20 protein-coding genes and 2 pseudogenes are annotated in these 21,483 nt (G+C 54.0%); 13 read left to right on the plus strand and 9 right to left on the minus strand.

Features of this window, described 5'->3' with window-relative positions:
- Positions 1 to 80 precede the first annotated feature (80 nt).
- On the plus strand, positions 81 to 1,706 hold the full coding sequence (locus tag LIW51_RS19850) for an acetate--CoA ligase (protein ID WP_227378168.1): 1,626 nt from the start codon (positions 81 to 83) through the stop codon (positions 1,704 to 1,706).
- 85 nt (positions 1,707 to 1,791) lie between these two features.
- Positions 1,792 to 2,762 (plus strand): annotated as a pseudogene (locus tag LIW51_RS19855) (aldo/keto reductase).
- Between the two features lie 28 nt (positions 2,763 to 2,790).
- Here LIW51_RS19855 and LIW51_RS19860 read toward each other — a convergent pair.
- The gene (locus LIW51_RS19860; RefSeq protein ID WP_227378169.1) at positions 2,791 to 3,210 is read right to left on the minus strand and encodes a PaaI family thioesterase; all 420 of its coding nucleotides are present in this window, start codon (positions 3,208 to 3,210) and stop codon (positions 2,791 to 2,793) included.
- A gap of 310 nt (positions 3,211 to 3,520) precedes the next feature.
- Positions 3,521 to 3,913, minus strand: coding sequence for a hydantoinase/oxoprolinase N-terminal domain-containing protein (locus tag LIW51_RS19865; protein WP_227378170.1), 393 nt, complete (start codon positions 3,911 to 3,913; stop codon positions 3,521 to 3,523).
- A gap of 171 nt (positions 3,914 to 4,084) precedes the next feature.
- Here LIW51_RS19865 and LIW51_RS19870 point away from each other — a divergent pair, with 171 nt between their 5' ends.
- Positions 4,085 to 4,831, plus strand: coding sequence for an SDR family NAD(P)-dependent oxidoreductase (locus LIW51_RS19870; RefSeq protein ID WP_227378171.1), 747 nt, complete (start codon positions 4,085 to 4,087; stop codon positions 4,829 to 4,831).
- Positions 4,832 to 5,073: 242 nt separating this feature from the next.
- Here the strand turns inward: LIW51_RS19870 and LIW51_RS19875 are convergent, their stop codons facing one another.
- Positions 5,074 to 6,273, minus strand: coding sequence for an iron-containing alcohol dehydrogenase family protein (locus LIW51_RS19875; RefSeq protein ID WP_227378172.1), 1,200 nt, complete (start codon positions 6,271 to 6,273; stop codon positions 5,074 to 5,076).
- A 194-nt stretch (positions 6,274 to 6,467) separates the two neighbouring features.
- On the opposite strand from LIW51_RS19875, the gene LIW51_RS19880 reads away from it, so the two are divergent.
- The 3 genes from LIW51_RS19880 (at position 6,468) to LIW51_RS19890 (ending at position 9,197) form a co-directional block, all read left to right on the plus strand.
- On the plus strand, positions 6,468 to 7,439 hold the full coding sequence (locus LIW51_RS19880; protein ID WP_227378173.1) for a quinone oxidoreductase family protein: 972 nt from the start codon (positions 6,468 to 6,470) through the stop codon (positions 7,437 to 7,439).
- Positions 7,440 to 7,737: 298 nt separating this feature from the next.
- Positions 7,738 to 8,211 carry a MaoC family dehydratase gene (locus tag LIW51_RS19885; protein WP_227378174.1) on the plus strand — a complete coding sequence of 158 codons (474 nt, stop codon included), beginning with the start codon at positions 7,738 to 7,740 and terminating at the stop codon, positions 8,209 to 8,211.
- A gap of 218 nt (positions 8,212 to 8,429) precedes the next feature.
- On the plus strand, positions 8,430 to 9,197 hold the full coding sequence (locus LIW51_RS19890; RefSeq protein ID WP_227378175.1) for an SDR family NAD(P)-dependent oxidoreductase: 768 nt from the start codon (positions 8,430 to 8,432) through the stop codon (positions 9,195 to 9,197).
- Positions 9,198 to 9,443: 246 nt separating this feature from the next.
- On the opposite strand, the gene LIW51_RS19895 is transcribed toward LIW51_RS19890, so the two are convergent.
- Entirely contained in the window at positions 9,444 to 9,737 is a 294-nt protein-coding gene (locus LIW51_RS19895) for a hypothetical protein (protein WP_227378176.1), read from the minus strand.
- A gap of 42 nt (positions 9,738 to 9,779) precedes the next feature.
- On the opposite strand from LIW51_RS19895, the gene LIW51_RS19900 reads away from it, so the two are divergent.
- The 3 genes from LIW51_RS19900 (at position 9,780) to LIW51_RS39300 (ending at position 11,034) form a co-directional block, all read left to right on the plus strand.
- Positions 9,780 to 10,031 (plus strand): metal-dependent hydrolase, encoded by a 252-nt coding sequence (locus LIW51_RS19900; RefSeq protein WP_368411850.1) that lies wholly within the window; start codon positions 9,780 to 9,782, stop codon positions 10,029 to 10,031.
- A gap of 39 nt (positions 10,032 to 10,070) precedes the next feature.
- On the plus strand, positions 10,071 to 10,346 hold the full coding sequence (locus LIW51_RS19905; protein ID WP_227378177.1) for a MarR family transcriptional regulator: 276 nt from the start codon (positions 10,071 to 10,073) through the stop codon (positions 10,344 to 10,346).
- Positions 10,347 to 10,707: 361 nt separating this feature from the next.
- A complete protein-coding gene (locus tag LIW51_RS39300; RefSeq protein WP_227378178.1) occupies positions 10,708 to 11,034 on the plus strand; it encodes a helix-turn-helix domain-containing protein in 327 nt (108 codons plus the stop codon).
- 694 nt (positions 11,035 to 11,728) lie between these two features.
- Here the strand turns inward: LIW51_RS39300 and LIW51_RS19915 are convergent.
- Genes LIW51_RS19915 through proC form a run of 3 tightly spaced genes read right to left on the minus strand, consistent with a single transcriptional unit; the run spans position 11,729 to position 14,661 of the window.
- Positions 11,729 to 13,060, minus strand: a complete 1,332-nt coding sequence (locus tag LIW51_RS19915) for a glutamate-5-semialdehyde dehydrogenase (protein ID WP_227378179.1) — start codon at positions 13,058 to 13,060, stop codon at positions 11,729 to 11,731.
- Positions 13,053 to 13,892: a glutamate 5-kinase gene (gene proB, locus LIW51_RS19920; RefSeq protein WP_368411851.1), complete on the minus strand. Its 840-nt coding sequence runs from the start codon at positions 13,890 to 13,892 to the stop codon at positions 13,053 to 13,055. The genes LIW51_RS19915 and proB overlap by 8 nt, the downstream gene beginning before the upstream one ends.
- The gene (gene proC / locus LIW51_RS19925) at positions 13,885 to 14,661 is read right to left on the minus strand and encodes a pyrroline-5-carboxylate reductase (RefSeq protein WP_227378181.1); all 777 of its coding nucleotides are present in this window, start codon (positions 14,659 to 14,661) and stop codon (positions 13,885 to 13,887) included. The genes proB and proC overlap by 8 nt, the downstream gene beginning before the upstream one ends.
- Positions 14,662 to 14,862: 201 nt before the next feature.
- Between proC and LIW51_RS39995 the strand changes: the two genes are divergently transcribed.
- A complete protein-coding gene (locus tag LIW51_RS39995) occupies positions 14,863 to 15,120 on the plus strand; it encodes a DUF7576 family protein (protein ID WP_438267399.1) in 258 nt (85 codons plus the stop codon).
- A 531-nt stretch (positions 15,121 to 15,651) separates the two neighbouring features.
- Positions 15,652 to 16,002, plus strand: a pseudogene (locus LIW51_RS19930) (aldehyde dehydrogenase family protein); the annotation flags it as partial.
- A 26-nt stretch (positions 16,003 to 16,028) separates the two neighbouring features.
- Here the strand turns inward: LIW51_RS19930 and LIW51_RS19935 are convergent.
- On the minus strand, positions 16,029 to 16,202 hold the full coding sequence (locus LIW51_RS19935) for a hypothetical protein (RefSeq protein WP_227378182.1): 174 nt from the start codon (positions 16,200 to 16,202) through the stop codon (positions 16,029 to 16,031).
- A gap of 396 nt (positions 16,203 to 16,598) precedes the next feature.
- Between LIW51_RS19935 and LIW51_RS19940 the strand changes: the two genes are divergently transcribed.
- Together LIW51_RS19940 and LIW51_RS19945 are read left to right on the plus strand one after the other, a co-directional pair.
- Positions 16,599 to 17,795, plus strand: a complete 1,197-nt coding sequence (locus tag LIW51_RS19940) for a DUF8073 domain-containing protein (RefSeq protein WP_227378183.1) — start codon at positions 16,599 to 16,601, stop codon at positions 17,793 to 17,795.
- Between the two features lie 571 nt (positions 17,796 to 18,366).
- Positions 18,367 to 18,909, plus strand: coding sequence for a molybdopterin dinucleotide binding domain-containing protein (locus tag LIW51_RS19945; protein WP_227378184.1), 543 nt, complete (start codon positions 18,367 to 18,369; stop codon positions 18,907 to 18,909).
- Positions 18,910 to 18,951: 42 nt separating this feature from the next.
- Here LIW51_RS19945 and ppsA read toward each other — a convergent pair whose 3' ends face one another.
- The gene (ppsA, locus tag LIW51_RS19950; RefSeq protein ID WP_227378185.1) at positions 18,952 to 21,243 is read right to left on the minus strand and encodes a phosphoenolpyruvate synthase; all 2,292 of its coding nucleotides are present in this window, start codon (positions 21,241 to 21,243) and stop codon (positions 18,952 to 18,954) included.
- Positions 21,244 to 21,483: the final 240 nt, after the last annotated feature.

Here is a 21,483-nt window from a genome sequence, read left to right on the forward strand (position 1 = left end):
CAACCCAGCGGCGGCGACCGCTTAAACACATGGTTCCTGGGCGACGTAACGTTTATTCTCCAGTCTTGTGACTACCCGGTATGCGAGTCCCGGAGATCAGCCTCTCTCAGTACGACAGCTACGACCAGACCAGAAGCGAGTTCGAGTGGGACATCCCGGAGACGTTCAACGCCGCCGAGTCGGTGTGTGGCCAGTGGGCTCGGGCCGACGACGGGAAGCGCCGCGTGGCGCTGTTCTACGAGGACGAGGACGGCACCCAGCAGATCTACACATTCTGTCAGATACAGCGCGCGGCCAACCAGGTGTCAAACGCACTCGAATCGCTGGGCGTCGAAGAGGGGACGCGCGTCGGCGTCGTCCTCCCCCAGCGCCCGGAGACTCTGATCGCGAACGTGGCCGTCCTGCAGTGTGGCGCCGTGATGGTTCCGCTGTCGCCGATGTACGGTGAGGACGGCCTTCAGTACCGGCTGAACCACTCCGGCACCGAACTTGCCATCGTCGGCCAGCAGCGCGCGGCGACGGTCGTCGACCTGCGGGAGGAACTCGACGCGCTGGAGACGGTGGTGACGCTCGACGCACCCGACGTCGACGGCGAGGCGTGGGGCGATGTGGTGCCGAACGCCGGCCACGGCTACGAGACGGTCGAGACGGACGCCGAGGACTCGGCGTACATAATCTACACGTCGGGGACGACGGGGAAACCCAAAGGCGCCCACCACGCCCACCGGAAACTACTCGGCTATATCCCCGGCTGGCAGATGATCAACGACTTCCCCGGCGAGTCGGCGGTTCACTACACGCCAGCCGGGTGGTCGTGGGTCGGTGGCCTGTTCGCGGTCGTCTGGGGCGCGTGGTTCCACGGCCAGCCGGTCGTCGGCACCTCCAGACAGTTCGACCCCGAGCAGACGTACGAGCTGTTCGAGCGGTACGACATCACGAACCCCCTGTTGACGGCGACGATGATACGCATGCTGAGCGAGGTCGACCATGAGGCGTACGACCTCGACCTCGAGGTGATTCCCAGCGGCGGCGAAAAGGTCACACCCGACCTCTACGAGTTTGTTAACCGGGAGTGGGGCGCGGTACTGGAGGAGATATACGGGATGACGGAGTGCAACTTCGTCGTCGGGACGAACTCGCGGCTCGTCGAGCGCAACCTCGAGTCGTCGGGCAAGCCCTGCCCCGGCCACGACGTCGAGATCATCGACGAGGAGACGGGCGAGCTAATGCCGGATGGCAAGATCGGCCACATCGTGGTCAAGCGACCGGATCCGTCGATGCTCTTGGAGTACTGGGACGACCCCGAGCGGACGGAGGAGTTGTTCGTCGGCGACTGGATGAAGACTGGCGACGCCGGATCGCGCGACGCCGACGGCTACATCTACTACGAGGGCCGCGCCGACGAGGTCATCATCACCAGCGGCTACCGCGTGAGTCCACTCGAAGTGGAGGAGTACGTCCGGGAGGTGGAGGGGGTCAGCAACGCCGTCGTCGTCGGCGTTGACGACGAGACGCGCGGCACCGTCGTGAAGGCGTTCGTCAAGACCGACCCCGACGTCGAGGGGAGTGCGGACCTCGCGGACGCGGTCCAGTTGTACGTCCGCGAGCAGGCGGCCGCTTACAAGTACCCGCGCGAGGTGGAGTTCGTCGAGGAGTTCCCGACCACCGTTTCCGGGAAGATTAAGCGCTACGAACTCACCGAATGAGGACGGGCAGGTCGACTATAGTTCCCCGGCCATCCCCATGTGGCACGCTAGCACTTATGTGGCCGAGTCACGACAGCACTGCCGTATGGAGTACACCACTCTCGGATCCACGGGAACCACGGTCAGTCGCATCTGTCTCGGGTGTATGAGTTTCGGGTCGAAGGACTGGCGCGGCTGGATGCTCAAGGAGGAGGAGTCGCACGAGATCATCGAGCGGGCCATCGACCTCGGTATCAACTTCTTCGATACGGCGAACATGTACTCGAAGGGTGAGTCGGAGCGCATCCTCGGCGACGCGTTGGAGGGGCGACGCGAGGAGAGCGTCGTCGCCTCGAAGGTGTACTTCCAGATGCGCGAGGACGACCCGAATTCGGGGGGCTCTCGCGGAAGACCATTGAGCAGGAACTCGACGCGTCGCTCGACCGGCTGAGGATGGACACCATCGACCTCTACCAGATCTACCGCTGGGACGAGAAGACACCCGTCGGGGAGACGATGCGGGCGCTCGACGACGCCGTGCGACGCGGAAAGGTCAGATATATCGGCGCGAGTTCGATGTGGGCCTACCAGTTCGCCTGCACGCTTCGGAAGAGCGACGTCTACGACCTGGAGCGATTCGTCACGATGCAGCTCCACTACAACCTCTGTTACCGCGAACGCGAGCGGGATCTGCTCCCGATGTGCGAGGAAGAGGGCATCGGCGTCATTCCGTGGTCACCGCTGGCCCGCGGCTACCTGACCCGCCCCCACGAGGAGTTCGAGACGTCCGACCGCCCGGAGTCGGACACATGGATGCAGGCGAACCCCTACGACGTTGGCGGCGGCCGCGAGATTAACGAGCGGGTCAAGGAACTCGCCGCCGATAAGGACGTCACGATGGCCCAGATATCGCTCGCGTGGCTGCTGGACAAGGAGTTCGTCACCGCACCCATCGTCGGGACGATGAGCGTCGAGCACCTCGAGGATGCTGTCGAAACGCTCGAGATTGATCTCTCCGAGTCCGACGTGGAGTGGCTGGAGGAGCCGTACGAGCCAGTCGAGGCCCCGCGCTGGTAACCAGATCCCCGATTATCCAACTCTCGACTCACTCCCCGTCGTCGGCCCACGGCGACCCCGTCGTCATCTCGCCTGTCTTGAACACACCGCGTGCCGTGGCGACGGGCCCGGCGTCGTCCTTGACGGTGACGTCAACGACGCCTGAGCCGCTCCCGTCGCGGAGCACGGTGCCGACGGCCCGCAGATCCTCCGTGGCGGGCTTAAGGTAGTCAATGCGCATGTCGATAGTTGGGATGGGGTGGTCGATTAGCGAGACGAGCGCCATCCCGCCCGCGAAGTCCGCGAGCGTGAACACAACGCCACCCTGTGCGACCAGTTGATCCTCCATCGAGGAGTGCCACTGTTCCAGTTTGAGCGTCACTTCCGCGTGGCCGTCCGTGGCCGACACCACCTCGAGACCGAGCATTCGCTGGAACGGTCCGAGATACTGCTCGCTGTCGAACGACATGGCCGTGCTTCGGCCGGCCGGCTCTTAAAATGAGCGATGGCGTCGAGACGACGGGCGACTCGAAACGGAACCCGCTTCCCCAAGGAAAAATCAGCCGATCCGGTGGCGCTACAAGCGGGGTTCAAACTGGTCGAGAACTGGTTCGTCCTCCCTCCCCACCGTCACCGAGAGCAGGGTTTGACACCCTTGGCAGTAGAACCGATACAGTCGGATGTCGTCGTCGACGTGCCAGTCCAGATCCTCAAACGACGATCCAGCCTCGGCGATGTCGGTCTCTCGATCGCCATGCCCGCCATGAAGTTTTCGTCGGTCAGCCCGAAGTTCTGCCTTCGACTAGTGGGTCGGGTTTTCGCACGTTGGCGATGCGAAGGAGGTGTTCAGGGGATTCGCTATGAATCCGCCCCCTCCCCTTCGTCAGATCGAGGGTGTCCTCGTGGCCCTTGGTGGTGATAAGGGCGATGTCCGCGCCGCTCTTCTCGACCATGATGTTCGTCGCGACAGTCGATCCGTGTGTCACGCGAACGGAGTTCTCCAGCAGGTCGGCGGCGTCGATGCCGCGTTTTACTGCGGCTGCTTCGATGCTATCGAAGAACCCCGTCTTGAAGTTATTTTCCGGTGTGCTTCGCGACTTCGCTATCGTCGTGTCTCCGTTTTCGTCGACGACAACGCAGTCGGTGAACGTTCCACCTATGTCTACTGACACCACATACCCTGCTATCGACCAGCAAACCAATATCAACAACCATCGAGTTTTCGTTACGTGAAACGCGGGAAACGCGGTCAGCGGATCGGCAGCCAAGTGGACTCGCACTGTTCGACGGTGTGCGAGCGGTTGGGCCAAAGACATTTGTTGACGTGCCGGGAGTCGATACGTATGGATCTCGAGAACCAGACCGTCGTCGTGACGGGCGGGAGTTCGGGTATCGGGCGGGCAATCGCACTGTCGGCGGCCGACCACGGCGCCGCGGTCGTCAACACCGACCTGCGCCCGACACCCCGGACGGACGGCCGACCGACCCATGAGGTGATACGCGACGACGGCGGTGAAGCGACATACGTCGAGACCGACATTACTCGACTGGAGTCGGTTCGCGATGCGGTTGCGACCGCCGAGCAATTCGGTGGCATAGACGTGATGATAAACAATGCCGGTCGGGCACAGTCGGAAACTTTAGTGTCGACGGACGCCGAGAACTGGGCGCGGTCGCTCGCAGTAAACCTCACGGGGGTCTACCATGGCTGTCTCGCGGCCGTTGATCGGATGCTGGATCGCGGAGGCGGGGCTATAGTCAACGTCGCGAGTGTTTTCGGTGTGGTCGGTGGGCCAAACAGCTTCTCCTACAGTGCCGCAAAGGGTGGTGTTATCTCCCTCACTCGGCAAGTCGCCGTAGACTACGCCGCCGACATCCGAATTAACGCGGTGTCGCCGGGATTCGTTGACACGCCAATGCTGGAGGAGGACACCCACAGCGGTACGCGCACATTCGCCGAGGAGGAGACACCGGTGGGACGCGTCGCATCTCCCGATGAGATTGCAACCGCGGTTGTGTTTCTCGCGAGCGACGCGGCCTCGTACATCACTGGACACAATCTGGTCGTCGACGGTGGGTACTCGGTCTGAGCCCATGTGTTAGTCGGATTCCGCTCCGAAGCGGTCGGTGACCGTTCTACATGACGAGCAACTGAGCACCGCCACAGGATCGTCATCCTGTAGCCAATTCGCGCTTAGTTTCGATTCCGCGGGATGGGCAGTACTCGACAATGACGGCATGGTCATCGGTCTTTGGTGCGCCGATGGCGAGATACATAATGACAAAAAGCGCGATATCGACCGAATTCATCTATCAACGGTTTAAATCTCGCTTACCAGGCAGATTGCAACGCCTCCTCGATATCGTCCACGGAAGGATTGAAATTTGGGGGCCCCATCGAGAGGAAATCATCTTCGTACGTGAGTTTGGCGGCATCCCGGAGTTCTTCCCTCGATACACCATCAATGTCGCGAAGATGTTTCGGTAAACCGAGACCATCACGGATGCAAGTCACGGCCTCGACGACCGCTCCTTCAGCGTTCTCCGGTTCCGGATCGGTCACGAGTCCTTCCGCGAGAACCTCCGGCCGCCCTCCGCCCTCCTCGAAGATTAGCCGGAGTGCGTGAGGTACGATAACGGCGTGCGCAACTCCTTGTTGGATACCAAATTGATTTCGCAAAGCATGACCGAAAGCATGTACTATGTTTATCTTATAGGCGCCTGGTACCGAGACTCCGTATTGTACTAGTATTATACCTAAAACAGCACGTTCAATGACGGCTGGATCCTCCGTCTCTCTAAGTCCGGGTAGGGACGAACGAAGGTATTTAAGCCCCCGAATCGCGGTAGCGTCCGTCATCGGATTTGCAAATCGTGAATAAATCGCCTCAATACCCTTATCGAAGCCATTGATCGCTGAGCCAGCCAGCACGTCCATTGGTGTGGTATCGAACAAATCGGGGTCATAGAAGAATGCAGTAGGCATCAGGTCCTCGTGAGCAACGATCACCTCAGTTTTTCCCTCGTTCGTTGGTACTATGATACCCGCTGCAACTGATAGATCGGCGCCCGCCAAGGTCGTTGGCACCGGAACCATCGGGAGGAGCTGATCCGAATCCTCTGGGAGGGTAATAGTTCCCGTTTCTTGAACCTCCGCTTGTACATCTTTTAGCGATCGGTTGTCCTTTGCCAGTAAACTTATTCCAGTAGCGATGTCAAGACTGCTTCCCCCTCCGACAGCTACGAGCACGTCCGCATTTAGGTTGTTAGCCCGATCGATACCGTCAAAGACCGTTTCGATCGACTTGACAGGCGTTGTTTCATTGAACACTCCTACTAACTGATCGCCAAGACCCTCTTTGACTGGTGTCATTAGCCTCTCATTTGCACCAATATTTTGGCCACAGACGATCATCGCATTTTCTAATCCGTTTTCAGCGAGCGTCTGTCCAATATCGCTGATGCATCCCCGTCCGTAGTGGATAATCCCAGGTGTAAAACCGTGAACGAACATGGACGTCGTTAATGACATACCATAATACCATAGATGATCAAATATGAATATTATGAAAATAAACAGACAACAATCGTCTTTTCGGTGGAGACGTTTATCGCGGAGTCGATGCGACTTCAAGGGAATTGTATATGGAGGATATATCAAACTAAAATGAATCGAGTACTTCTTAACCCCGCCATTTATCACATGAACTTTCGTATTAATACACGATGAGAGCTGTAGAAGCGTCAGAATACGGTGGTATTAACGCATTAGATATCGTCGAGCGCGACATTCCAGATCCAAGAGAAGGGCAGATCCGAGTTGAGGTGCGCGCTGCTGGGATCAATTTTGCGGATATTTTACAGCGGCGAGGTGCGTACCCTGGAGGGCCGACGCCTCCGTTTATCGTGGGGATGGAAATCGCAGGTGTTGTTGATGCGGTTGGCGAGGGCGTGGACTACAGTATTGGAGACCGTGTCGCCGGTCTTCTTAACAAAGGTGGATATGCTGAATACGCAATTGCCCATTCGAGCGTTCTATTCGAAATCCCGGACAGCATGAGCTTTGAGGAGGCGGCTGGATTTCCGGTTCAATATCTAACTGCTCACAACTGCCTTCACGACCGGGGAGAGCTGCAGGAAAACGAACGGGTGTTAATTCACGCGGCTGGTGGTGGTGTCGGTGGCGCCGCAGTTCAACTCGCACGCGAGAGTGGCGCCAAGGTGTTTGGAACCGCGAGCACTCGAGAGAAACTCGAGATGGCTGAGCGATTGGGCTGTGACTATCCTATTAATTACACTGGCGAGGATTTCGTCGATAGAGTCAATGCGGTGACTGAAGGGGAAGGTGTAGATCTGATACTCGACGGCGTGGGTAACGGTATCTCGGAGCGAAGTGTAGATGCACTTGCGCCGTTTGGTCGGATGGTTTCCTACGGTACTGCAAGTGGAGAACCTGGGAAACCATCTACGGAGAAACTTCTATTCGATAATGCACGTATTATCGGATTTCACCTAGCTCAAAGTCTCCAACAATCCCCTGGACGAGTACTGAGTGCTGTGCCAGAATTGACTGGAATGTTAGCTGACGGACGTTTAGAAGTGCAGGTCGAGCATATTTTCAACTTCAAAGAAGTACGATCCGCTCACGAATTGATGGAGGATCGCAAGTCAAAGGGAAAAGTGGTTCTGTTACCGTAACGAATCTATTGTCAGTTCAGTCAGCCCAATCTTTTTCAATTGGCATACAGTCGTATCGATCCAAATAGCGTTTGGAGTGGTAACCGCAGACGGAGATTATAGACTAGCCTTCCGTAGTAGCGCTCCGGCCGACTCGTCGATTCTACGATCAAGGTCGGGCCAAGAGCTCGACGTCAAAGAGACGGATTAGATCCTCCTAGTACTATTCCTGCGCTGCTATAGGCTGACAAGTACCGATCTACTTCGGGGAGCGGCAAAGCTTATTCCCCCGCTTGTGCAGGTTTGAGTGGGCATTCCAATGAGAACTTTCGAGAGCTTTGACGTCGGCGAAACGTTCCACAGCCGAGGGCGGACGGTCACTGAATCAGATATTCGTATGTTCATTGGCGCGACCGATGCTGCTGATCCGATTCATGTCGATCACGAGTACGCAGAAGCCCATCCACTTGTCGAGACTGTATGTGCCCAAGGCACGCTATTATTAGGTATTGCCGACGGGCTGCTCGTCGATAAGTTGGCCAACAACGCCGCACTGGCAATGAACTACGGTCATGACAAGGTACGGTATCTCACAGCAGTCTATCCAGGGGATACACTAACTGCGACCCTCGAAATCACAGCCACTGACCGGCAGAACGACGAGTGGGGTAAGCTCACCATTCGTATCGACATGGTTAACCAGAATGACGAACGAGTATTGATAGACATTCATCGTCTCCTTGTTGGCACCGATGCCAATCCCGCTCTTCCAGACGTGGATATAGTTGATTAATTTCCAACTAACTAGGCCGTCCGAACTGCGGAGGCCTGCACGTAAGAGATCGGATCACTTGCCGACTATGTCTTCTTTCGCTCTAATTTAGCCTATAGTAAGCTATCATTTAACGTCCTCATTTTTATCATCTACATTATAATTATTCACTCGTAAATTGTCCTATTATTGTTAGATATTGCCGAAATTTTATGCACACTCCAATAATACCTCCCTACATGGGACTTGACGTATTCGACCTCGAAGACTCGGTTGCTATTGTCACTGGAGGAAGCCGCGGCATTGGCGAAGCTATCGCCGTCGCGATGGCAGAGGCTGGTGCTAATGTCGTCCCAGTGGCTCGATCTAAAGGAGCATTGGACGAAACTGCCGATCGGATTGAGGCAGCTGGAAGCGACACACTTGCCTATCCATTAGATATAACCAAACAAAGAGGAATTGAAGAATTATTCGATGAAGTTGAAGCTACCCTTGGGGATGTCGATATCTTGATCAATAACGCAGGTGTGAATCCATACTTTGGGAATGCATGTAACCTCGACATTGAGACGTTGGAATCCATCCTGTCGGTGAACGTGATTGGAACGTTCCAATGTACCCGTGAGTTTGGTCAACGCGTGTTCAAGCGAGACGGAAATGGATCTATCGTAAACATTGCCAGTGTTGGAGGGGTCGTTGCATTACCATATCAGACACCATATACTGCATCTAAACATGCAATGGTAGGAATGACTAAATGTCTTGCTGTCGAGTGGGCACCAGATATTCGTGTCAACGCACTTGCCCCGGGGTACGTAAAAACCAATTTCACGAAGGGTGTTCGCGAGAATGAGAGTATTCGGGAAGATATTCTTGAAACAATCCCACAAAATAGATTTGCGGATCCAGAAGAAATTGCAAATATCGCAGTCTATCTTGCAAGCGATGCAGCAGGGTATGTGACTGGAGAAGTTCATGTAGCTGATGGAGGCATTGCTGCTCAGTAAAAATTGAGTACCTGTTATACTTTATTTGTAAGTTTAATAGGATTATAAAAATTTGATACTAATGCTACAGACGGTCAGTATGGATTGAACAACTGAAATCATGGCCAATGAATCCATGACAGCGATACTATGGATATGTGAGCGTGATACCGGTCAATTCGTGAACTTGCCTTAATCTATGCCGATTATACTATCAAACTTTCTACCATTAAGCTAAATTATTTATCTTTGATTATTTCGAAGATTTTATTTGAGTTGTTCATCGGGGAGCACTGGAATTTCTCCTTCGGATTTTTTTGCAAATTTCACCATATTTCCATATTCATGGGCAATGGGGCCTGTTTTCCATCTCCCAAATGGACTGTCGCTGACTTTCTCAATCCAACCATCACTCTTTAACTGAACAAGAACTCCATTAATTACTCCTTCATTGATATTTCGTTCTAATTCATCCTGAACATCTCTAATTGCAAAATGACTCTCTGAAATCGCTAACTGTATTACAACTCCACTAACATGTGCTGAATCATCACAGGTCATGAATATTTATTCGACGTTACTCTATTTATATGCTCGCGTCGGATACTCACCCATTGGTGTTTTTTGACAGGAAGGTTTGTCATCGGCGTTCTCGCCATCTGTGTCCATCTCGCCGGCGATATCATTACGGTCAGCGGTATCCAGCCTTTCCTCCCGTTCTCTCGGCGGCGGATCTCACTTTCATGCCTTCGTGCTGCCAGTACCCTCGTGAACACCGTCTTCTTGCTGCTTGGCGTGCTCGCAATGGGGACAGTCCTCTTCGCGCTCTCTCCGTTCGCAGGAGCGTTCCCATGAGAGACTCAGACCCGGAGCAAGTCTCCTCATATTAGTATAATGCAGCGACCCAATCCTGCACAGACGGATGAACATGATCAAACAGAGAGTCTGGTTATCGAGAGACTCTCCGAACTGCCACCAAGCGCCAAGCTGGTCGCCAAAGTGCTCGAATACAACGATACATTTACCCAAGGGCAACTTGATGAAGAAACCTTGCTCCCTCCGCGGACGATCCGGTACGCACTCAATCGGTTAGAAGAGCACGAGCTCGTTGAGTCACGCTTTTCCTTTGCCGATGCGCGAAAACGCTGTTACTCACGCACGGATAAATAGCGCAACGTACCTGAGCCTAGTTCAACCTAGACGTTCCCATTATATTGACTATTAACTACTGACGACAGCAGTAACAGTAGCCAGCACAGACAACCGGACAATTCAAAGTTGAGTGAACCGACACCACATAGTGCTCCACCAGACAAAGACCTGGAAGCTATCGTTTCTGAACTCAATGCGTCGCTTAGTGAATGTGAAACGCGTCTTGAGAACCTCTGTTTTGACAGTACATAAGACGAAAGTTAAAATTACCTCTTTTGGTTATATCCACTGGATAATTATTTATTATAAGGATTGGAGAATCCTTCTCTGTCACAAAATTATTTACCCATTTTATTTGTTGTATTCAGCAAATCATTGATTGGAGACATTCTCAACCGATGAACCGCAGCATGCACTTGATGACGCGAATGACGGCCACGCAACGAAGCGGCTCATAGACGCGATCGCCCGCAAACAGGACGTCTCGCAGACGGAGTTAGCCAAGTGGTACGGACTCTCCCGAAAGACCGTGTATAATTGGCTCCAACGATTCGAGGAAGAGCCGGTTTGCGGCGCAGCCCGATATAAGGTTCGGGTCGCCCACCGAAATTCGATCGTGAGGAACAATCAAAAGACTTACAGCTACTGCGCGAGCCACCTGCAAATGCTGGCAATGACGCTGAACAATGGAGTATTCCACTTGTGATACAGCTGTTAGATGATCAGTTCGGTGTCACTTATTCGCGCACGAGTGCCTACAGACTATGTTCAAAGATCGAGTAAGGTATTTTGAAACCCATGGTCATCTTCGGACGGACGGAGAGACACAACTGTTCTGGCGTCAAGACGACCGTCGCCAGCTCGAATCGTACGTCCGGCAACGGGAGATGAGCGAAGACGAAGGGAAAAGAGACTACTCACAAACGTAACACCCATACGAGGAATCGAGACGTCCAAGCATCCTGAGATTCGCGTTTTTGTCCCACTCTTTCGAAGCAGACGATGATGGAGGCGACCATGATCGATCGACCTATTTAACCAAAAACGAAAATCCTTCGATATAATGTCTAAAAGTGCTAACTACTTCCATTGAAGACGTTGATGGCTACTCTGACGTCACAATATGACTGTCCACGGGATGCAAGAAGTTGTGAGCGGTGGGTTGGTTGAGGGGTAGTGGTAAGCGTGGGCGGAGCGGTTATCGAGAGGTCAGGGTATTCGAGTTGTCTTGAGTGTCCAGTGAACCGCCTCGGGGTCACGCTCCGAGGCACTCGCCTTGCTTCTCTGTAGACCGCCTCGGTTACCATCCGGGATGGTATCAAACCGCTTAATATCACGGATGCAGGTGCTGTATCTCCGCGCTAAAGCACGGGGTTTTAGCCCCTCTCCGCCCGGATAAACTATCGCTCAAATAACGAACCTGGATTCCAGGATTCTTCGTAGTCCTCGTGAGTAAACTGCTTTGCATCTGTGCCAGAATAAGTTCCAACGACCTGTCCATCTCCTTCGAGATAATACTGATAGGTCGTCAGACCCTCAAGCCCCACTGGTCCTCTGGCGTGTATTTTGCCGGTGCTGATTCCGACTTCAGCTCCGAGTCCGTACCGATATCCGTCACTGAATCGAGTCGAGGCATTGTGGAACACGCTTGCCGAATCGAGGCTACGCATGAAGAAACTCGCACGATCCGAATCTTCGGTTACGATTGATTCTGTGTGCTTCGATCCGTACGTGGTGATATGATCGATCGCTTCTTCGAGCGAGCTAACGATTTTGACTGAAATGACCAAATCACCGTACTCCGTAGTCCAGTCATCTCTGCTTGCTTGTTCCATTTCAACGATCGCACGTGACGCTTCATCACCTCGCATCTCGATATCTGCTTCGATATATCGCTCGGCTATCTTCGGCAGGAAATCCGCAGCCACGTTCTCGTGGACTAAGAGTGTCTCGACCGCGTTACACACGGCAGGATACTGTACTTTTGCATCGTATGCGATCTCAGTCGCCATCGAGAGATCTGCCTTGTCATCAACGTAGACGTGACAGATGCCCTCTGTATGGCCAAGGACAGCAATACTTGTATTGTCCTGAATGTATCGCACGAATTCTGAACTGCCTCGTGGCATGAGAAGGTCGATCGAATCATCCATTTCGAGCAACGTATCGACGTCTGCTCGTGCCTCGATGAGTTGTGACCAGCCCGTGGGCATTTCGGCTGTTGCTTCTTGGATGACTTCAAAGAGTATTCTGTTAGAATGACTTGCCTCGCTGCCTCCTTTCAGTATCACTGCGTTCCCCGATTTGAGACCGAGAGCAGCAATCTGGACGAGCGCATCAGGTCGCGATTCGAAGATTGTTCCAATAACGCCGATCGGAACTGTGCATTTGTAGAGTTCCAAGTTTTCATCGAGTTCTCGTGCCGTTTGTGTCTTCCCAAGTGGATCGTCCTGGGAGGCAACGCTTCGAACCATCTCTGTAATATTTTCGAGCTTCGATGGGGAGAGTTTGAGCCGATCGACGAGGGCTTGACTGTACTCTCCTGCCGCAAGGAGGTCTTTCGCCTCGCGAACGTCCATTTCGTTGGCTTCGAGAATCTCATCCTGCCTCGCAGCGATCGAATCCGCGATTGCATGCAATGCATTCGATCGATCCTCGTCAGATATCTTGGCGAGCTGGAGTGCGGCAGTCTGTGCTTCTTCAACCTTTGTTCCTGTGCTTTTTTCAATCATCGTCCTCGTGTACTCCGTTCGTTGGAATGAATATCGTTCCCACTGCTTTCCCATCTTCGATTCGCTCTACGATATCGTCTTTCGTCGACTGTGCAATAATGGCTGGAATGCCACGTTCACTCACTGAACGTGCACCCGCTACTTTCGTTTGGATGCCACCGAACGTCGCAGTCGCGCTTTTGTCGATTATCTGTTGGATATTGCCGTAGTTGCGACCGACTGCCTCGATGCGCTCTGCCGTGGGATTTTCTTTCGGGTTGCAGGTATACACGCCCTCGACATCGGTGAGCGTGACTAACAGATCAGCATCGACACCGATCGCCACCGATGAAGACAGCATGTCGTTATCACCAATTTGGATCTCTTCGGTTGCGACTGCATCATTTTCGTTAATAATCGGTACGATATCCCACTCTATCAGCGTGTCAATGGTATTTTTGAAATTGGTGAACCGTTCTGTATCGTCGAGATCGTGCTGGGTTACCAGTATTTGCGCGACTTTTTGATCGTAGCGTTCGAAGCTTTCCGTGTACCGACGCATGAGATGGGACTGACCCACAGTCGACAGGGCCTGCGATTCTTCGACAGTATCATTGGAGTAGCCAATCCGACCCTTCCCTGCCCCGATCGCCCCAGATGAGACGAACAATACGTCTTTCCCGCGCTCACGTAACTCCATTACATCGTCAACGAGTTTATTGAGCTTTTCATCATCGAGGCTCGACGTTTCGTCCGTGAGTGAGTTTGTTCCAGCTTTGAGGACGATTCGTTCGGCTGCGGCTGCTTGCTGTCTCGATTGGTCGAGCGTCCGCGCTTCGACGGTATTATTCATCGCCATATTCAGGTGCCAACTCCTTAGATCGTTCTTCGGCTGCTGCCACTGTCTTCGTGATGGTCTCTTCGACAGAGCTGTTCCAGAGCACTTCCATTCCTTCGATCGTCGTTCCCTTGGGTGAGCAGACGGCGTCTATCAGATCAGTCACGGTTTCGTCGGAGCGAAGCACCGTCTCCGCAGCTCCTTTGAATGTCTGTGCAGCAAGTATCTTCGCATCCTGTTGACTGAGACCGCTGTTCATGCCAGCCTGCTTCATTGCATCAAGTAAGTAAAAGACAAACGCAGGTCCACTTCCATTAACCGCGGTTGCGATGTCCATTTGTTCTTCGTCAATCTTGACGAATACGCCGACATCATCAAGTAGTGATCTAATGTCATCGGAAATCTCCGCTCCAGCGACGGCTGCGGCCATTGATCCTGACTCGGCTGCAAGATTCGGCATCAATCGAATAACCGTTGCGTCAGTCTTCGTTCTCAGTGTGGTCGTTGAAACACCCGCGGCAATGGAAATTAGCGTTTGATTTGGCGAGAGATCGAGTTCGGTAACGAGATCTCCGACAAGATCGGGTTTCACGGCAACAAACACGACATCTGGCTCAGTTGCAACGTCGATACTCGTCGTTGTTTTCGAGCAATGTTCCGATACTGTTTCAAGGGCATTCGGATCCACATCGCATGCAATCACGGTGTGATTTCCAGTTCTCGAAAGTCCCCTCACAAGGGCGCCACCCATCTTTCCACATCCAATGACGCTGGTATGTACCATCGTATATAGCCTCGTCATGGAGGCGAAGACAAAACAACGTTGATTACGGCAGAGACTGCCACTCGATGGAGTTCGAACTGAGTAGGGATTTATTCACTTTTGTTCCAGTTAGAGAAATAAAGCGACATGCCCATTCGCTCCTGTAGCAATATGTGTCGTGGTCGCTTGTTACATATGTATCGTACACAATCGTGGTTGACAATGAGTAATGCTCTTCAACGAGGAAAGTCAGTAGAGGAACAACAGCTTGTACATGTTTCAACCCGTATTTTGGACACATCAAGAACAGCATCCTGTGCTAGTTGTGGCTCAGAGATCAAGCTCGATCAGCGCCACAAATACGTCTCTATTATACAGGTAGAAGCGGATGCCGATGAGTCATTTGAAGAAGCAGTTTTATGCGATGCTGACTGCGTGTCTAATTTTGTCACTTCTCAAGGCGGATATTCCAACCCTTGAGATCGGAAATCCGATACTCTACAACACGAACCACGGTCGATAGGAAGGCCGACCCTCCTCTAGTTTCTACAGGCGGAGCAAGGCGAGTGCCCTGAGGTCGTTCGGAAGACCTTCGGTCTTCCGGGATGACGAGAGAGATTCGCTCTCTCGAACCACTTGACCTCGGAGATGAAGCCGACATGAACGCTTAACTACCAACGTTTCGTATAACCGTTTTACGGTCGTGACGCGGAGTAACAACCGTACTCCAAAGCGACCGTTTGGAGTCGAAGGGATGTGTCGCCTCTCAAAATGTCCCTTGTGGGCCGCGACGGGCGGCATCGGGCCGCGTGGACAGGCCGCCCCGACTCCTCGTCCGCCACGTGAGGATACCAGTCCGAGGCGGGCAGGAGGTGTTCACCCCAACCCTCGGGGAAGCGTCGGGGCTTGCCCCGACGCTGTTTACAGGAAATCGACATCTAATACTTGAGTAATACCTTCAACATCAAAGCAACCCCGCGATTGCCATCATGAGTACCTACCTCGGAGACGCAGAAACCACGAGGCATCGTCGGCTGTATCACCTCATGGAATTTCCCGGTCGCCATCCCGTTCTGGCACATGGCTATCGCGCTGGTCGAGGGGAACACGGTCGTCTGGAAGCCAGCGGAAGCGGTCGAATCCTTCAAAGCAGAGGTGTCGATGGACGCGCTCCCACCGGTTCTCGTGCTTTCTGGACTCGTAACCCTCGCTGTGCCGAAGGGTGCCCAAATCGAGGAGTCCATCACGGTTCGGAACGTCGGCGGGAGCGACCTGACCGACGTTTCATTGTCACTGGAGAGTGACCCGTTGGCGAGTATGTTATCCTCCATCTCACTCTGGAAGATAACCCTCGAGCCGTGACTTACGAAGCAGATCACGGCTGTCACCTAATCGTATCCGATGAACATCGCAGTCTCGATTATCTCACCGTGTTCGGAGTCGGACATCGGATTCTGGAGCATTATCGACTGGAGCCGAGCGTGTGATTCTAATGCCTCTTTCTCACTCTTCCTCAGCGACCGATCTAGAGGCGACTCGACCAGGGATCCATTCTCAGTCATACCTCACCTACGATCACACCCTGAATGGTCGTCGAACTCGACCGAAAGCACGGCTTCGTAAATGTGGTCGTCTCGGTGTTACCGTTCGTTCGGTCATACCGTCCCTATCGAGGATTCACCCCCGCAAGCGCACAATAATGTTTATCTATACTGGTTGAGCAGCCTTCAGAGAAGGTCCATTGCTAACAATTAGTTCTCAAGTAATCTCTTTCCGAAACCGCTTCGATGGCTATGTAAACCGCCTCGAGGTCACGTCCCGAGGCACTCACTTTGTACTTCTGTGGAAAACGGATTCGCCGTCGTGAAAGTTTGACCTGAAGTGGCTATTTAAACACACGGATAGTTTATGACGCACCTATTTCCCCATCTAGGTACTCCATTGGAATACCCAGTCTCATGGTAGCAAGTGACACATTCTGGTGGTTCTCCCAAGTACTCGAACACTACGAGTCGGGGCAGGCAGAGATACAGCACGTAGAGGCGACTCGACCAGACGATCCCGAGTCGAATGGGGCGCTACGCGCTACCGTCGATGTCGCCATTCCATTGTGTGCGACACTGAATAGCCACTCAGAGGACGCTCTCGTGCCGACGGCCGCGACGATACGGGAGGACGGTAGCTTGCAGATCGACTTTCCATCGTCTACTCTTCCGACAGCGGACCGTATCGAAAACGATCGGGTGTCGGTCGAAGAAGCAGAGAGCGTGCGAATCGAAGATGGGACGCTTCTGGTGACGTCCATCGTGACCATCGCCCCCGACGATGGGGCGGGACAACAGGGAACCACTGCAAGGAAGAACAAAGCACAGCAAATCGGCGAGTACGATATAGAAGAGACGGTGGAACCGACTCAGAGTACGGGTAGGGAGGATGAACCGACGGACGAACGAAAAGCCAATACCCGTCCGGGGGCTGCACATACTCCTGTGGCCGAGGGGAAATCAGACCATGAAAGCGATCTCAGCGCGGTGCGAAACGAGAATCTCCTGCCATACGAAGACACTGAGTATTTACAACGGCTCTTCGAATCGTGCGATACCTTCATCGAGATGGCCGAAGTAATCGAGATGGATGTCTCCTCAGAGACCGTCCGCCGATATATGATCGAAGCAGGTGTACACGAACCCACTTCCTACAATACCGCGTTTAATTCCAACAGCGAGGACGTATCGACATTGGAACGGGATGACTGTGATACCTCGCTGACGGTAGACGCAGATATCACGGAGATTCCGGAGGAGGATTCCGAATCGACTACTGTCGAACAACAGCCGGACGAAACGATGGACGGAATGGACTCAAAAACATACGACCCTGTGGAGGATGTCGGAAACCAGCCGCTCATTGCTGACGGAATTGGACTCCCCGACGGGGTGACTATCGATTCACTTGCCGACGCAGTCGAATCTTCGATAACGGTACACGATGTCACGCGTGAGCTGAACATCGGCCGGGATGAAGCTCGACAACTATTGGAGCGACTGGATCTGTTAGATCTCGTCCTCACTAGGGTGTGGAAAGAGAATAACTCCAAGGTATCTAGAGCCGAAATCGCCAATCGGATTCGTCAGAGCGTCACGATCAATACGTAGAATCGGCGAAAAACTCCATACGATGGCCCGATCAGAGAGGTCATCGTGAACCCTGGCGTCGCGTTCTCAGGACATTGAGTAGCCTACGAGGTTCGAGAGTCAAATTGGGCGTTGACAGGGACAAACATGATCAACGGGAACACGCGCACGCGATGGCCGATTATCGCCGTCAATACCGATGAATCGAGAGCGTTGTGAGGTTCTCGCGGGAGTTGGTGAATGCTAACTGAATACAACGTCATTTTTGATAACATCCGTGGTGACCTCATCCCCGGCGCTCGAAGTGGGTTTATTGGGACAGCAGCCTTCTTTATCGATGGAGAGCGTTACACCGAGTCATGGGATCTCACATCGGTTTGCATTTGACGACGCGACGTGACTGTAGTCAAAGAGGAGTTGTAAGTATTTTTGTGCCAGAAAAGGATACGTGGCTCGTGCTCGGAAGCGACCGTGCGATTCCGTGCTCTTAGTGTGCAAAGCAGATGCATGAAGCACGGACAGAATCTGGGCGAAACGGGGCGTTCGAGGAGTTCAACTACGCATCCCGGCGGTCACGGCGTCACCACCCTGCATGGCTCGAACGGATTATTCGATTTTAGCAGCGCTCGGCAAACGGCTCATTGGGGACGAGTTCGCATCTGCGACTCCTGAGGCCGCTTTTGACGAACTACGACTGGTAAATCTCCTATCTCGTGATCTCTCTGATGTGGCTGATGAACGTTGGCCGGTGAATGCCGATGTATATCTGTATCGCCATAGGTTCGAAACACGTGATGGCAAGGCACCGTTTGTGAGTCTTAATCCGGTAGCGACATCAAAAACGGAAGACGGTGAACTCACCCTCATCGTTGGTGGTCGGACGGGCGGCTTCGATCCCGTGCAGATGATTGACGACCAAGTCGTATTGAACGCACACGATGCTGCGATACGAGGAATCGAGGATGGAGACGATGTCACCATCGCTACTGAAGATGCTACGGTTACGACGACTACTGCCGTCAGTAACGATATTTGTGAGGAAATGGCTTATCTTCACGCGTATTGGGATAATCCCCTCGTCAGGTCAGCGTCGGGGACACCGACTGTGACGATTACTCGCGGTACGACTGCTTGAGGCAGTGGACGCAGCTTTCGGAATGGCCACACTTTTCGTATATTACCGAATCGAGTCGAGGACGAGCTTCTGTTCCGTACGCTTGACCTCATGTTGGACGTCGCGCACCGCATCGATGTTCGCCGAGATCGAGGTAACGCCGGCGTTGACGAGGAACTGCACCATTTTCGGCTTCGAGCCGGCCTGTCCGCAGATGCTCGTCCTTATATCGAACTCTTTGCATGTATCGATGGCCGACGCGATGAGTTCCAGCACGGCCGGGTGAAGTTCGTTGAACCGGTCGGCGACACGCACGTTGTTGCGGTCAATCGCCAGAGTGTACTGGGTGAGGTCGTTCGTCCCAAACGAGACAAAGTCGATGCCGGTCTTCGCGAGTTCTTTGACCAAGAGCGCTGACGCAGGCGTCTCGATCATCACGCCCCACTCGCGCTTGTCAGAGTCGATACCTGCCTCGTACATTAGTTTCTTGACTTGGGAGACATCCTCGACGTCATTGACTAGCGGAAACATCAGCTCAACGTTGTCACAGCCGATTTCGAATAGACGGCGGAACGCTTCGAGTTCGTGTCTGAAGATGTCGGGCTTGTCGAGGCTCCGACGGATGCCTCGGTAGCCGAGCATCGGGTTGTGTTCGTCAGGTTCGTCTTTGCCACCAGGGAGTTGACGGAACTCGTCGGTCGGCGCGTCGAGCGTGCGAACGCGAACGGGTCGTGGGTAGAACTCCTCGGCGGCAGTACAGACACCTTCAACTATTTCATCGACATAGGCACGCTCGCCGTTCTCGTGGATATAACGCTCGGGCGTCATACCCAGTGAGAGCACCATGTGTTCAATACGGAGGAGACCGATCCCATCGCCTCCCGTCGCCGCCGCGCGTTCTGCAGCCTCGGGGATGGAGACGTTGACCTTCACTTCGGTGGCGGTCATCGGTTTGACCGGCGTCTTCGGACGGATCTCCCTGACTGGTTCACGCTCTTGGATGTTCCTGGTCTTTCCTCCCTCGCGAATTGTGCCCTTATCGCCGTCGATAGTAACTGTCTGCCCGTCACTGAGCTGGTTAGTGGCACTCCCGCAACCGACGGTAGCGGGAACGCCAAGTTCTCGGGAAACGATGGCGGCGTGGGAGGTCATTCCACCCTCATCGGTGACAATTCCTGCAGCACGTTTCATTGCCGGCACCATATCGGGCATCGTCATCTCGGTAACGATGATATCGCCCTCCGCAATATTGTCGAACTGGTCGACTTTCGTGACGGTACTAACTGGCCCGGAGACGATACCGGGGCTGGCACCCAGTCCGCGTAACAAAACGTCATTGGTGCCCCGAGTGCCCTCAGTCCCGCTGTTAGTAAGAGAATCACTTTCAGCTCCCTCACAACTGCTGCTGCTAATGGTTGTGATGGGTCGTGACTGAAGCATATATATTTCGCCGTCGTGGATAGCCCACTCGACGTCTTGGGGCTTGCTGTAGTGGGTTTCGGCCTGCTCACCGAGTTCGACGAGCGCAGCGATTTCCTCATCTGAGAGTACACGCACCTCTTGCTTGTCCTCGGGGACATTGCGCTCACCTGTCTCGCCGGTTTCCGGGTCTTTGACGTGCATTACTTTCTTGTCGGCGACAGTCACCTCTTCGACACTTCCGGACTTGCGGTCGATGATATAGTTGTCGGGAGAGACTGCCCCGGAGACAACCGCCTCGCCGAGCCCCCATGCGGCTTCAATGATGATTTGTGGTTCACCCGTCGACGGATGGGAGGTGAACATCACGCCGGACTTCTCAGCGTCGACCATCTGTTGGACGACGACCGCGATGTCCACCTCGTCGTGCGAGAATCCCTGTCGGTTCCGGTAGTAGATGGCACGCTGGGAGAACAGCGATGCCCAGCACTCCTTGACGCAGTTCAGGAGTCTCTCCTGGGTGACGTTGAGGAATGTCTCCTGCTGGCCCGCGAAGGAGGCGTCGGGGAGGTCCTCAGCCGTCGCCGACGACCGGACGGCGACGAACGCCTCCTCACCGTCGTCGCCGATCGACTGGTAGGCTTCGAGAATCTCCTCGCGGACGCTCTCGGAGAGCTCCGTTCCCATGATGAGATCGTGAGCGCGCTGTTGTGCCTCCGCAAGCGCGCCGGAATCTTCGGGGTCGATGTCGACCGCTTCGAAAAGCTCGTCGTCGATTCCGGAGTCTTCGATGAACGCACGGTAGGTTCCTGCGGTCACAACGAACCCTAGTGGGACCGGCAGATCCGCTGCTGTGAGTTCTCCCAGTGAGGCAGCCTTGCCACCGACGGTTTCGAGATCCGCAGCCCTAATACTATCTAGCCAAAGTCTCGCCATCTGTCTATACTGTGTAAGCTGCATACGTAGATTATTATTCTTTGGAAGTCGCTAGATGTTGTGCTGTGACCAAGCAGCGAGAACGCCTTATTCTAGTACGATATCGTACACGGTGGTTCCTCGGGTAGGTTAATCGGACTTTCTGTCCGGTCTTTCGGGATCGTTACTGAGGCCGGTCAGAGCGTCATGTTCTTCGCTACGCGTAAAAAGACAGACTTAACCTCGTGTTTTGCCCGCTCC

Source organism: Haladaptatus halobius (assembly GCF_020618475.1).
GTDB classification, from domain to species: domain Archaea; phylum Halobacteriota; class Halobacteria; order Halobacteriales; family Haladaptataceae; genus Haladaptatus; species Haladaptatus halobius.

What these genes read in the sequence shown, in the direction of transcription:
- LIW51_RS19850 (WP_227378168.1), top strand. Translation starts at nt 81, where the DNA reads ATGCGAGTCCCGGAGATCAGCCTCTCTCAGTACGACAGCTACGACCAG.
- LIW51_RS19860 (WP_227378169.1), bottom strand. Translation starts at nt 3,210, where the DNA reads ATGTCGTTCGACAGCGAGCAGTATCTCGGACCGTTCCAGCGAATGCTC.
- LIW51_RS19870 (WP_227378171.1), top strand. Translation starts at nt 4,085, where the DNA reads ATGGATCTCGAGAACCAGACCGTCGTCGTGACGGGCGGGAGTTCGGGT.
- LIW51_RS19875 (WP_227378172.1), bottom strand. Translation starts at nt 6,273, where the DNA reads ATGTCATTAACGACGTCCATGTTCGTTCACGGTTTTACACCTGGGATT.
- LIW51_RS19880 (WP_227378173.1), top strand. Translation starts at nt 6,468, where the DNA reads ATGAGAGCTGTAGAAGCGTCAGAATACGGTGGTATTAACGCATTAGAT.
- LIW51_RS19885 (WP_227378174.1), top strand. Translation starts at nt 7,738, where the DNA reads ATGAGAACTTTCGAGAGCTTTGACGTCGGCGAAACGTTCCACAGCCGA.
- LIW51_RS19890 (WP_227378175.1), top strand. Translation starts at nt 8,430, where the DNA reads ATGGGACTTGACGTATTCGACCTCGAAGACTCGGTTGCTATTGTCACT.
- LIW51_RS19895 (WP_227378176.1), bottom strand. Translation starts at nt 9,737, where the DNA reads ATGACCTGTGATGATTCAGCACATGTTAGTGGAGTTGTAATACAGTTA.
- LIW51_RS19905 (WP_227378177.1), top strand. Translation starts at nt 10,071, where the DNA reads ATGCAGCGACCCAATCCTGCACAGACGGATGAACATGATCAAACAGAG.
- LIW51_RS19915 (WP_227378179.1), bottom strand. Translation starts at nt 13,060, where the DNA reads ATGATTGAAAAAAGCACAGGAACAAAGGTTGAAGAAGCACAGACTGCC.
- proB (WP_368411851.1), bottom strand. Translation starts at nt 13,892, where the DNA reads ATGAATAATACCGTCGAAGCGCGGACGCTCGACCAATCGAGACAGCAA.
- proC (WP_227378181.1), bottom strand. Translation starts at nt 14,661, where the DNA reads ATGGTACATACCAGCGTCATTGGATGTGGAAAGATGGGTGGCGCCCTT.
- LIW51_RS39995 (WP_438267399.1), top strand. Translation starts at nt 14,863, where the DNA reads ATGAGTAATGCTCTTCAACGAGGAAAGTCAGTAGAGGAACAACAGCTT.
- LIW51_RS19935 (WP_227378182.1), bottom strand. Translation starts at nt 16,202, where the DNA reads ATGACTGAGAATGGATCCCTGGTCGAGTCGCCTCTAGATCGGTCGCTG.
- LIW51_RS19940 (WP_227378183.1), top strand. Translation starts at nt 16,599, where the DNA reads ATGGTAGCAAGTGACACATTCTGGTGGTTCTCCCAAGTACTCGAACAC.
- LIW51_RS19945 (WP_227378184.1), top strand. Translation starts at nt 18,367, where the DNA reads ATGGCTCGAACGGATTATTCGATTTTAGCAGCGCTCGGCAAACGGCTC.
- ppsA (WP_227378185.1), bottom strand. Translation starts at nt 21,243, where the DNA reads ATGGCGAGACTTTGGCTAGATAGTATTAGGGCTGCGGATCTCGAAACC.